The following is a 12826-nucleotide window of genomic DNA, read 5'->3' on the forward strand; positions in this document are numbered from 1 at the left end:
ACGTAGACGATGTTCTTGAACAGCTGGCGCTGGCGCGGATCGGCATAGACCGCGTTGCAGATCTCGGTGAGCGGCATGCCGATCACGTGCACGTCGTCGCGGAAGGCCGCGGGAGGCAAAGGCCGCGTGTTGTCGTAGAAGAGATAGCCGCCGGGCGACAGCTCGGCGACGTCCGCGTCCCAGGTCTGCGGATTCATGGCCACCATCAGGTCGACGCCGCCGCGCCGCCCGAGCCAGCCCGCCTCGTTCACGCGCACCTCGTACCAGGTGGGAAGGCCCTGGATGTTGCTTGGAAAGATATTGCGCGGGCTCACCGGCACGCCCATGCGCAGGATGGACTTGGCGAACAGCTCGTTGGCCGAGGCCGAGCCCGAGCCGTTGACGTTGGCGAACTTGACGACGAAGTCGTTGACGGCTTCGATCCTGTTCATGCCGCCACCTGCTGCACCGCCCGGCGGGCCGCGGCGTCGCGGCTCCCCGCCATCGCGCTCTGGAACAGGAACTTCTGCATGTCCCAGGCGCCGGTGGGACAACGTTCGGCGCACAGCCCGCAGTGCAGGCACACGTCCTCGTCCTTCACCATCACGCGGCCGGTCTTGAGGCCGCCGGACACATAGAGGTCTTGCACGAGGTTGAGCGCGGGTGCTTTCAGCCGCTGGCGCAGATCGGGCTCGTCGGCATCCGCGGTGAAGCTGATGCAATCCATCGGGCAGATGTCGACGCAGGCATCGCACTCGATGCAGGTCTCCTGGTTGAACACGGTCTGCACGTCGCAGTTCAGGCAGCGCTGCGCCTCGCGCAATGCGGTGGCGGGATCGAAGCCCAGCTCCACCTCCACGCGGATGCTGGCCAGCGCCTGTTCGGCCTGCGCCCACGGCACCTGGTAGCGCTCGTCCAGCGAGGTGGCGTTGTCGTAGCTCCACTCGTGGATGCCCATCTTTTGCGACATCAGGTTGACGGTCGGCGCGGGCCGCATGCGCGGGTCCTCGCCGTGCAGCAGCCGGTCGATCGAGATCGCCGCCTCGTGCCCGTGCGCCACCGCGGTGATGATGTTCTTCGGCCCCAGCGCCGCATCGCCGCCGAAGAACACGTGCGGCACGGTGGACTGGAAAGTCGTCTTGTGCAGCCGCGGCAGGCCCGCATCGTCGAATGCGATGCCGCTATCGCGCTCGATCCACGGAAAGGCGTTCTCCTGCCCCACGGCGATCAGCACCTCGTCGCACGGGAAGAAGGGATCCGGCTCGCCGGTGGGCACGAGCCGGCGGCGACCTTGCGCGTCGTACTCCGCGCGCACCAGCTCGAAGGTCATCCCGGCAAGCCGGCCGCCTTCGTGCACGAAGGCCTTGGGCACGTGGAAGTCGACGATGGGGATGCCCTCGTGCATGGCATCCTCCTTCTCCCAGGGCGAGGCTTTCATTTCCGCGAAACCGCTGCGCACGACGACCTTGACGTCCTCGCCACCGAGGCGGCGCGCGGAGCGGCAGCAGTCCATCGCCGTGTTGCCGCCGCCCAGGACGATCACGCGTTTACCGATCTGCGTCACGTGCCCGAACGACACCGAGGCCAGCCAGTCGATGCCGATGTGGATGCTGGCCGCCGCCTCCTGCCGCCCCGGCAGGTCGAGGTCGCGCCCGCGCGGCGCGCCGCAGCCGACGAAGATCGCGTCGAAGCCCTGCCCCAGCAGCGCCAGCATCGAGGCGATGCGCTGGCCGGCCGCGAACTCCACGCCCAGGTCCAGCACGTAGCCGGTCTCCTCGTCGATGACTTCCTCGGGCAGGCGAAAGCGCGGAATCTGCGTGCGGATGAAGCCGCCGGCGCGCGCCTCGCCGTCGAAGACGGTGACTTCGTAACCCAGGGGTGCGAGATCGCGCGCGACGGTCAGCGAGGCCGGCCCGGCGCCGACGCAGGCAATGCGCTTGCCATTGCCTGGCACCCGTGACGGCATGCGCTCGCGCACGTCGCCTTTCAGGTCGGCGGCCACGCGCTTCAAGCGGCAGATCGCCACCGGCTCCGGATCGCCCGTGTTGTTCTGCTCCACGCGCCCGCGCCGGCACGCTGGCTCGCACGGCCGGTCGCAGGTGCGCCCGAGGATGCCCGGAAAGACGTTGGACACCCAGTTGACCATGTAGGCATCCCCGTAGCGGCGCTGCGCGATCAGCCGGATGTATTCGGGAACGGGGGTGTGCGCGGGACAGGCCCACTGGCAGTCCACCACCTTGTGAAAGTACGCCGGATCGGCGATGTTCGTCGGCTGCAAGAAGCCCTCCTGAACGGGGTGCCCCTGAGCGGGGCGGCCCAGTCTACGTCCGGGTTGCCGCTGCCGGCTCTCGGTGGATTCCCTGTTCAGTGACGGAATGCTGGTTCTTTACCCGCTGGCCGGATCAGGGAATCTCCACCCGTTGCGGCTTGCCGCTGCGGGTGAGCCACTTGGCCGCGAAGTTCAGGCCGGTGAGCGGTTCGCCCAGCAAGCGGCCCTGCGCCTGGTCCCAGCCCTGCTTCTTGAGAAAGCTCGCCTGCGCCGCTGTGTCGACACCGCAGGCTACGCAGGTCAGGCGCAGCCGGCGCGCGAGGTCGCCGATGCCCAGCAGCATGGCCTGCACCGTGGCGTCCTTTTCCAGGTCGTGCATGAAGGACGCATCGACCTTCACCTCGTCGCAGGCCAGCTTGCGCAGGTGGCCCACCGAGGCGGTGGTGCCGAAGCGGTCCAGCGACAGGCGCACGCCCTTGCGGCGCAGCGTGGCCATGGCCGCCGCTTCGCGTGCGTGCAGGTTGTCGATCGCACCCACCTGCTGCAATTCCAGGCTCAGGGTCCGCGGATCCATGCCGCCGGCGACTATGGCCGCGTCGACCAGGTGGCCCAGGTCGCTCGGGCGCAGGTTGGCCATGGAGATCTTGATGCCGGTGGGCACCGGCTGCAGGCCCGCGCCGCGCCAGGTGCGCACATGGGCGCGCATCTGGTCGAACAGCCAGTCGGTGAGCGCCACGTCCATCTCGGAGCTGCCGGCCAGGTCCATCAGCTCGTCGCCCTCGATGATCCGGCCCGAGGCATGCTTCCAGCGCAGCACGGTGCCGGCGGCGACGACCCGGCCGGTGGCAAGCTCCACCCGCGGCTCGTACAGCAGCGAGATCTCGTCGCGGCCGATCGCGTGGCGCAGTTCGGCGCTCAGGTCGAGACGGCTTTGCGCCATCTCGTTGAAGCGCGGCGAGAAGAACTCGTAGCGGTGCGGACCCGCCTGCTTGGCATGGCGCAGCGCGAGGCCCGCGTTGCGCATCAACAGGTCCGGCTCGAGGCCGTCGGCGGGGAACACCGAAACGCCGATGCTGCAGGTGACGAACAGCTCGGGCGAGCGCTGGCGCTGGAAGCTCACCGTGGTGTCCTCCAGCAGCTTGTTGATGAAGGCGGCGGCACTGGTCACGCCGTCCATGTAGGGCACGATCACCGCGAACTCGTCGCCGTCGAACCGGTACAGCGTGGGGTTGTGGCGCTCGGAGGCCAGCTCGCCGCCCCATTCGGTCTGCACGCAGCTGGCCAGGCGCTTGGCAACGCGCTGCAGCAGCTGGTCGCCCACGGTGCGCCCGAGCGCGTCGTTGATGCGCCCGAGGGCGTCGACGCCCACGTGCAGCAACGCACCCGCGCTGCCCAGGCTCTTGGCCGCGCTGAGCACCGCCGCCACTTCGCTGCGATAGCGCTGCTTGTTCGGCAGGCCGGTCAGCACGTCGTGGTGGCTCAGGTACTCGCGATAGGCGCTGGCAGCCAGCGTGTTGCGGATGCGCAGGCCCAGTTCGCTCGGGTCCACCGGCTTGGAGAGAAAGTCCATCGCCCCCATGGCCAGCGCGCGCAGCTTGACCTGCGGATCGGTGCTGCTGGTGAGCACGATCACCGGCAGGTGGCGCAGCACCGAGTCGTCCCGCAGCGTTGCGAGGATGTCGAGGCCGCTCACCCTGGGCATGCTCAGGTCCAGCAGCAGCACGCCGGGCATGTGCTGGCGCATCATGGCCACGGCCTGCTCGGGCCGGTCGGTCTGCACGAAATGCTTGTAGCCGGCCTCGACCAGGAAGGCCTGCGTCATCTCGATGTTCAGCATCTCGTCGTCGACCATCATGATCAACGCCTCCGAGAGGCCGGACACCGAGCCGTGGCGCCAGAGCATGTCCTGCGGCGAGAGCGCGCGCAGCGCCTGTTCGGACAGCTTGTCTTCGCCCGGTGCAAACACCGTGGGCTGGGTCATGAGCGCATCGCGCTCGGAGTCGCTCATCCCCCGGAGCATCGCACCCCCCGAACCGAAGTCTTTTTCATTCATTTCTCATTGTGCCGTGGGTTCAGCCGATGGCGACCTCGGGCACCTCCAGTTGATCGGCCATTCGGGCCAGGCGTTGCAGGACGGCTGCGGCCAGCGTGCCGTCGCCCGCCTTGGCCGCGGCTTCGAGCTCGCGCGCCGGCTCGGTGAAGGCGTCGTAGCCCACGGTGCCGGCGGCGCCCGCCAGCCAGTGGGCGAGGCGTTCCACCTCCGCCAGGTCGGCGCCGTCGGCCGCGACGCGCGCGTGCCCGAGTTGTTCGTGCAGCCGGCCCGCGAACTTGCGCACGATCGGCACCAGCCTGGCGTTGGCGGCAAAGCGCGAGCGGATCGGCCCGGCGTGCACCATCGTCTGCCCGCCCAGGTCGACGAACACCGAGCTCGCGACGGCATCGGCATCTTCCGCCGAGCCCCCGAGCAGACGCGCCACCTGCTGCAGCAGCGCGTCGATGTCCACCGGCTTGGTGAGGTAGGCCGTGCAGCCGGCCTGCAGCACCTCCTCCTCGTAGCCCTTCATCGCGTTGGCGGTGAGCGCCACCACCGGCACCTGCACGCCGCGGCGGCGCAACTCGCGCGTCGCGGCATAACCATCGAGCACCGGCATCTGCATGTCCATCAGCACCAGGTCGAAACGGCCGGCTGCCATCTTGTCGACGGCGACCTGGCCGTTCTCGGCCTCCTCCACCCACAGGCCATGTTCGGCCAGCACCAGCGACAGCAGTTCGCGGTTCTCGGGGCCGTCGTCCACCACCAGCACGCGCGCCGACGGAATGCGCCAGCGGGTGCGCAACTGCGCCGCTGCCGGTGCGGTCGCCGCCGCCAGTTCGGCCGCGTCGAGCAGGTGCACGCCAGCGAGCGCACCGGGGTCGAAGCTGAAGATCATCGTCGTGCCGACGCCCGGCTGGCTGGTGGCCGTGAGGTCGCCCCCGAGTGCACGCGCCAGCCGCCGACTGATCGCCAGGCCGAGGCCGGTGCCGCCGAAGCGCCGCGTGATCGACGCATCGGCCTGCGTGAAGGGATCGAACATCGTTTCGATCTTTTCCGGCGCGATGCCGATGCCGCTGTCGCTGACCTCCACGGTGTACGCGCTGCCATGGCAGGCGAGCACCACCTCCACCGCCCCCTGCTCCGTGAATTTCACGGCGTTGGACAGCAGGTTGAGCACCACCTGGCGGATGCGCGCCGGATCCGACTGCACGCGCTCGGGAACGGGCGTGAGCAGGCGCAGCGACACGCGCAGGCCCTTCTCCTGCGCCTTCAGAGCGAGTTCGGCCAGCGCCGACTGGATCACCTGGTGCGGGGTGCAGGCGATCTTCTCCACCGTCATCTGTCCCGCCTCCACCTTGGAGAGATCGAGGATGTCGTTGATCAGGCCCAGGAGGTGGCGCCCGCTGTGGTGAATCGTGTCGAGGTAACGCGAGGACTCGCGCTCGTTCTTGCCGAAGCCGCGCCGCAGCAGCTCGGTGAAGCCCAGGATCGCATTCATCGGGGTGCGGATCTCGTGGCTCATGTTGGCCAGGAATTCGCTCTTGGCGCGGTTGGCGGCCTCCGCCTCGTCGCGCGCCGAGCGCAATTCGATGCGGCTTTGTTCCAGCAGCGTGATGTCCTCGAGGCTGATCAAGACGCCGCTGGCCTTGCCGGCGCCGGACAGCACCGGCGAGCAGTTGACGACGAAGCTGCGCAGGCGGCCCTCGGCATCGCGCAGCTTCAGCTGCAGGTTGCGCTGCACGATGCCGCTGGCCAGCGCCGCGCTCCACGGGAAGGAGGCGGGGGCGAGCGCCTCGCCCTGTTCATCGAGCCAGCCGATCTGGCCGACCGGGCGGCCCATCATCTGCTCGTTGCTGCGCGCCAGCAGGCGCGTGAGCGCCTCGTTGGCCAGCACGATCTCCTGCTTCTGGTCGACCACCAGCAGCCCCTCGGTGAGCGCATCGAGCGCCGAGCGCACCCGCGCGGGAATGGCCTGCGCCGGGTCCAGGTGGCGCAGCACGCGATGCAGGTAGAGGTAGAACGAGACCAGGCACACCGTGCCGCAGAACGCGAGCAGCAACACCAGCGGGGCATGGACGATGCCGGCGAGGCCCGCAGGCTGCACGGGATCGAAGCGCATCTCGAGCTGGCCCCAGCTCTGGTCGCCGGCGAACAGCATCACCTCCACCTGGCCCTCGGTGGCGCGGCTGCCATCCACGGCTTGCCAGTTGCGGGCATGCTCGCCCACCGCCAGCACCAGCCGCCCCTCGCGCGTGCGCAGGCCAATCGAGCGCAGGTCAGGGTTGCGCTTCTGGATGAAGCGCAGCACCTCCTCCAGCCGCGTCGGATCGGAGCTGCTCAGGAAGGCGGCGCTGCTGGCGGCCACCGCTTCGGCCAGGGCCAGGCGGCCGGCACGCACGGCGCCATCGCGGTCCGGCACCAGTCCGAGCAGGGATGCCGCCAGCAGCGCCGTGCCGACGATGGACGCCAGCCCGAGGGCGATGTAGGTGCGCGTGTTGAAGATCTTCAAGAGAAGCCTCGCAGGGGGTCGGGGCCGCGGTCGGCGGCGGGCTCGAAGGCTTCGTCGTCCTCGTCCTCATCGTCGCCGGTGCGCGCCAGCACGGGCAAGGGATCCAGCAGCCGCCACGCGGGCAGCGCCGACAGGTAGCTTCCGAGCAGCACGCCACCGCGCACCAGCCACAACACGTACACCACCGAGACGCCCAGCGACAGGCCGGCGACCGTGATGCTGGTGGTCCGGTCGATGTCGAACTCCTCGTGCATCTGCTTGCGCAGCCGGTTCAGTTCGTCGATGAAGGCCCCCGAGCGCAGGGACTGCTGCAACTGGTCGAGCGTGATGCGCTTGAGCGAAGGGTCGACGCGCGCGAAACCGGTGACGGCGAATTCGCCGGCCGCCTGGGGATTGAAGCTCACCAGCTGCAGCTCGCGCGCCGCGTGGCGCGTGAGGTTCAGGCTCTCGGAGTTCTGCACCACCTGCGGCCCCTGGGCGGCAAAGCCATTGCCGGCCGGCAGCAAGGCGGCGGCGACCGGGGCATCGATGCGGGCCTGGTCGGCCACGGCCGGGGCGGCGGCTGCTGGTGCGCCACGCGCTGCAGCGGGCAGCGGCGCAGCGGGGATCGGAGCGCCCGGTGCGAGGGGGCTCGCGGCCGCGGCAGGGGGTTCCGCTTGCGAGCTGGGAGCGGGAGCCGGTTCGGGCAGCGGCGTCGCGGCCGGGGTTGCTGCAGGTGCAGGTGCAGGTGCAGGTGCAGGTGCGGGTGCGGGTGCAGGGGCAGGTGCGGCCGCTGGTGGCGAGACCGTTTGCGCGGGCGGCGCGGCGGCGGCATTCACCGCAATCGTGGCCTCGGCCAGGTCGCTGCTGAAGGCACTGCTGCCGCCGTTGCTTGTGGTGTCCGCGCGCTGCTGGCCGGCATCGTCGCTGCGGTCCCAGGCGCGAAAGGCCAGGCCGGTGGCCTCGCCGCTCCAGCCGGCCGCCGGCAGGAAGCGGATGCGGGTCTGCCCGTCGGCGGCCAGCAATTCGGCGTTGCTCGCGCTCACGTTGTCGAAGCCGTACCAGCTGCCGCCGCCGTCACGGCTGTATTCCCATTCGCCGCCCTGGGTGCCGGCGGAAACCACGGCGATGCCATAGCGTCCCGCCGGGTCGCTCGAATGGCCGGCGATCAGGTCGGCCACCAGCATGCCGTTGCTGCCGGTGCTGTTCTCGTTCACCGCCGGAAGTTCGTTGGCGCCAGCGAGCGTGGGCGCCTCGTTGACGACGCCGATGCGGATGCGCTCGGCCAGCGTCGCGCCGCCGTCGTCGCTGACCGTGAACGCGAACGAGCCGCTGCCGCTGCTCAGGCCGGGTGCCGCGATGAACTCCATCCCGCGCAGTTGCGCCAGCGTGTAGCTGCCACCCAGGACCACGTCGGCGCGGCCGTCCGCCAGCACGATGCGCCCTGCTCCCTGCGGCAACACGCCGACCGTGACCGACAGCGACTGGCCCGCCTCGTCGCTGCCGCCGCCCGGAGCGTACTGGACGGAGCCGAGGCCGAGTGGCGTGGCGCCGCTGCCTTCGCTGACCGTCAGGTCCGCGGCCGCCGGGGTGGTGCGCACCGGCGCGTCGTTGACCGCCGAGACCGCGATATCGAGCGTACTTTCCGCGCCGGTGGAGAGGGTGTAAGTCACCTGCGGCACCGATCCATTCCAGTCCGCCGAGGGCGCATAGGCGTAGTCGCCGTTCGCCGACAGCTTGAAGCTGCCGATGCCGGCGACCGTCACCGTGCTGCCCGCGCCGTACCCGGTGGGATCGCCCGCGAGGCGGAAGCCGGCGACGGTGAGGACGCTGTCGACGTCGCTGTCGTTGGCCAGCACGTTGCCTGTGACGGGGGTGTCTTCCGCAGTGGCGGCGGTGTCCGGGCGCGCGGTCGTGGGATCGTCGACCGGCGTCACCGCGATGGTGATCCGTGCCTGGCTGCTCGCGCCGGCGGCATCCGTCACCTGGAAGACGAAGCCGTCCGAGGAGCCCTCGCTGCCGTCATGCGTGTAGCTGTAGCTGCCGTCGGCGCCGAATACCAGCGTGCCGTGCGCCGGACCACTCAGCACCCTGTAGGTCAGCGTTTCCAAGGGCAGGTCCGCGTCGGTGGCGGTGACGGCACCCCTGATGCTGCCGCCTTCCGCCACCGTGACGGAACCGGCCTGCGCAAGGGGCGCGTCGTTCACCGGCGTGACGGTGATGCCCAGGCTTTGCGCCAGCGTGTCGCTGCCGCCGCCGTTGTCGCGCACCGAGAAGGAGAAGGTGCCGCTGCCGTCGGCGTCGGCGGCGGTCACGAAGCGCATGCCCTGCACGTCTGCCAGCGTATAGCTCCCGGCCCCGGCCGCGGTGCCATCGGCCAGCACGATCCGGCCCAGGCTCGCCGGCGGCAGCGCGGTGATCGTGTAGCCCAGGACTTGTCCGGCCTCATCGCTGCCCCCGCCCGGCGCGTAAGCGAGGCCCGCCAATCCCAGGCTCGTGCTGCCGCTGTCTTCGGCGACGGTGAGGCTGGCGACCGCACCGGCCGTGCGCACCGGCGGATCGTTGACGGCCGCAACGATCAGGGTTGCGGTCGCACTGGCCGAACTGAACGCACTCGTGCCGCCGCCCACGCTCGCGTTGGCGGTGCCGCCGGCGCTGCCGCTGCTGAGGTCCCAGGCGACCAGGCTGATGCCGGTGCTGCCGTTCCAGTCGCCGGCCGGCACGAAGCGCACGCGCGTCAGCGCGTCGGCATCCAGCAAGCGCGCGCTGGTCGCCGACGGCGCGCCGAAGGCGAGCCAGCTGGTGCCGCCGTCGGTGCTGTATTCCCACACGCCATGGCTGTTGTCCACGCCGGTGACGGCGATGCCGTAGGACAGGCCAGCGTCGCTGACATGACCCGCGACCAGGTCGCTGACCAGCGTGCCGTTGCCTCCCACCGTGTCCTCCGCGATCCCCGGCAGCGCATTGGCGCCGGTGAGCACCGGCGCCTGGTTGACGACGCGCAGGCCGACGGACTGCGCCAGGGTGTCGCTGCCGCCATTGGCGCTGCCGCCGCTGTCGATCACGTCGAAGGCGAAGCTGGCGTTGCCTGCGGTCGCGCCGGCCGCCGCGCGGAACTGCATGCCCTGCAACTGCGCCAGGCTGTAGCTCGCGCCCACCGTCACGGCGCTGCCGTCCGCCAGCAGGATGCTGCCGAAGGCCGCTGAGGGCACGGCGGAGATCCTGAACGTCAGCGTCTGCGTCAGTTCGTCGCTGCCGCCGCCCGGGCCCCAGTTCGCGGCGGCCAGGCCAAGGGAGACCGCGGGCGCGCCCTCATTGGCCGTAACCGTTGCCAGCGGGCCTGTGAGCAGCACCGGTGGGTCGTTGACGGCCGTGACGGTGAGCGACGCGGTCGCCGATGCCGCGCTCAGCGCAGACGTTCCCCCGGTGACGCTGGTGTCCATGCCGCCACCCGCGAAGCCGGCCGTGCCGTCCCAGGCACGGAAGCTGATGTCCGCATTGCCGTTCCAGTCGGCGGCCGGGATGAAGCGCAGGCGCGCCTGCGCGTCGGCCGGCAGCAGCAGTGCGTTGCCGGCGCTGGCCGTGAAGTCCGTCCAGGTACGGCCATCCAGCGTGTACTGCCAGGTGCCGTTGCCGCTGGTGGCCGTGATGGCCATGCCCGATGGCGCGCCGGCGACCGAGTCCGTCACCTGGCCGAGGAGCACGTCGGACACCAGGGTGCCGAGGCGCTGCCCGGCGGCGGACCAGGGCGGCGGATTGCCCTGTGGCGTGGGCCCGGAAAAGTCGTAGTCCTCGTACACCGGGTTCAGGGCATTCGCGCCCGCGAGCACGGGCGCCGTGTTGTTGAAGCCGGAGAACACGGCCACCAGGCCATCGCGCCCGCCGGTATAGCCGGGGCGGTAGGCGTCCGGCGTGGTCAGTCCCGCACTGGTCGTCGTGGAGCCGACGAGATAGATGTTGTTGCCGGACCAGGCGACCGCGCCGGTCGTGAGGCCGGAGCCGTAATAGCTGCCGTAGACCAGGTCGCTGCTGCCGCCGGCCTGCGGATCCAGCACGATCAGGAAGCCGCTGCTGCTGCCGGCCGTGCTGGCGATCGCATCGGCGGTCGTCGGGAAATTCGACGTGTCCGTCGTGCCGACGATCGCCACCTTGCCGCCGGACACGGCCACGCCGGTGGGGCTGTCGGTCAGCGTCCCCGAGAGGTTGCCGCCGGCGTCGCGCGAGCCGCCGATGAAGCTGGAGTAGTCCAGCGAGGCCGCGCCCGACACGCTGGTGTCGTAGATGCGCAGGAAGCCGGTCTCGTGCGTATACGCGGTGGTGGCGAACGCGCCCGCGGTGGTCGCGAAGCCGGAACTCGAAGGGTCGGCGGTCCGGCCGATGACGTAGGCGCGGCCGCTGCCGTCCACCGCCACGCCGGTGATGCTGTCCGTGCCGCTGTCGCCGACGTAGGTCGAGTACTGGACGGCGCCCGTGCTGTCGTACCGGACCAGGAAGCCGTCGTCGGCGCCGGGCCGCGTGACCTGGGCGCCGCGCACCATCGAGATGCCGTTGGACGTCGTCTCGCCCACCAGGTAGATGTTGCCGCTGCCGTCCAGCGCGAGCCCGGTGACACCATCGACGCCACTGCCCCCGTATTGCACCTGGAACCCCGCCACGCCACTCGCGCTGTACTTGTTCAGGAAGGCGTTGTCGGTGCCTCCCAGCAGCGGATAGAGCAGCGGGTCGAGGAGGGTGTTGGCCGACACGGTGCCGGCGGCGTAGATGTTGCCGCCGCCATCGACCGCGACGGCCGTGCCGGTGTCGCTGGCGCCGCCGGCTCCGAAGTAGGTGGAGAACACCAGCCCGTTGCCAGCGGCATTGAGCTTGAACAGCACGGCGTCCTGCGAGCCGCTGCGCGTTGCCTGCTCGCCGCTGGCCGCGCCGAAGAAATCGCCCGACTGCGTCCAGCCCGTGACCACGGCATTGCCGCCCGCATCCACCGCGATCGCATTGCCTTCCTCGCTGCCGCTGCCGCCCACCCGGGTGGCATAGAGCAGGCTCGTGAGGTCCGCGTTGAACTTGGCGACGTAGATCTCGCTGTTGTCCGAGCCGCTGGCCAGGCGCGTCGCAAAGGCACCGGAGGTCGATGCGGTCTGGCCGGTGACGTATACCGCGCCGTCGCTGCCCACCGCCACGCCCAGCGCCGTCTCGGCGCCGCCCTCGCCGAAGTAGCTGGCGTGCGACAGCACCGGGTCGACCACCAGCGCGCGGCTGGTGTCGTAGGCGCCGACCACCAGTCGCACCGTGCCGTCGGCCTGCAGCGCGTAGTGGCTCGCCACCGCCTCGTGGCCGCCGGCGCCGTCCTGGTAGCTCACGGGCGCCTGGAAGCGCACCTCGCGGTCGCTGCCCGCGAGCGTCAGGACGAGGTCACCGTTGTCGGCTATGCGCGTGGCGTCGACCCCGTGGAAGCGCAATTGCAGTTGCGAGGCATCGGCGCCCGCCGCCAGCACGAAGTCGTATTCGAGCTGGCTCTGGTTGCCGTGGTAGCGCACGTCGATGCCGTCGTAGACGTTGTGATAGACGACGCTGCCGTAGTTCGCGATGTCGGTGGCCCAGTGCGATGCGTCCGGCCCCACCAGCGAGTTGCTGCGCGTGGCCAGCAGGCCCTCGCCTTGCGCGGTCCCGGCGTTCGCGCCGACCAGTTCCAGCCGCAACGGATCGCTGGCGCCGGCAAACAGCAGTTCGGCCTGGCCGCCGCCACCGAGGCGCACACCGTAGCCCAGGCCGGAAGCCGCGAAGTCGACGCCCTCTCCCAGCTGGCCCTGATCGGGCTCGAACTGCAGCGGTGCGAGGGCGTAGGCGGCACGCACCTGGTCGCTGGTCGGCGCCGCATCGCTGGCCGTGTATTCGAGGTTGGCGGACAACACGCGCGTGTCCGCCACCGGCGCATCCACCACGGCATGCAACAGCGCGCCGGCATCGGCCGAATACAGCAGCCGCGGCTCCAGCCATTCGGCATGCGGCGCGCTGCGGCGCGCCGGCCCTGGTTGCTTGCGTCGCAGCCAGTTGCGCATGG

5 protein-coding genes are annotated in these 12826 nt (G+C 70.4%); all 5 read right to left on the bottom strand.

The features are described from left to right. On the bottom strand, positions 1-431 hold a 431-nt coding region (locus JWP60_RS16485), incomplete at its 3' end, for a 2-oxoacid:acceptor oxidoreductase family protein (protein WP_299793624.1). After that, entirely contained in the window at positions 428-2257 is a 1830-nt protein-coding gene (locus JWP60_RS16490) for an FAD-dependent oxidoreductase (protein ID WP_299793627.1), read from the bottom strand. The genes JWP60_RS16490 and JWP60_RS16485, both read right to left, overlap by 4 nt. A 124-nt stretch (positions 2258-2381) precedes the next feature. Next, positions 2382-4256 (bottom strand): EAL domain-containing protein, encoded by a 1875-nt coding sequence (locus tag JWP60_RS16495; protein WP_299793631.1) that lies wholly within the window; start codon positions 4254-4256, stop codon positions 2382-2384. 64 nt (positions 4257-4320) lie between these two features. Then, positions 4321-6792, bottom strand: coding sequence for a PAS domain-containing hybrid sensor histidine kinase/response regulator (locus JWP60_RS16500; RefSeq protein ID WP_299793634.1), 2472 nt, complete (start codon positions 6790-6792; stop codon positions 4321-4323). Beyond that, positions 6789-12824: an Ig-like domain-containing protein gene (locus JWP60_RS16505; RefSeq protein ID WP_299793637.1), complete on the bottom strand. Its 6036-nt coding sequence runs from the start codon at positions 12822-12824 to the stop codon at positions 6789-6791. The genes JWP60_RS16500 and JWP60_RS16505 overlap by 4 nt, the downstream gene beginning before the upstream one ends. Between the last annotated feature and the right edge of the window lie 2 nt (positions 12825-12826).

The organism is Ramlibacter sp. (assembly GCF_028291745.1).
GTDB lineage: Bacteria > Pseudomonadota > Gammaproteobacteria > Burkholderiales > Burkholderiaceae_C > Ramlibacter.

Excerpts from the sequence above, each read along its gene's own strand:
- JWP60_RS16495 (WP_299793631.1), bottom strand. The coding sequence starts at position 4,256 with ATGAGCGACTCCGAGCGCGATGCGCTCATGACCCAGCCCACGGTGTTT.
- JWP60_RS16505 (WP_299793637.1), bottom strand. The coding sequence starts at position 12,824 with ATGCGCAACTGGCTGCGACGCAAGCAACCAGGGCCGGCGCGCCGCAGC.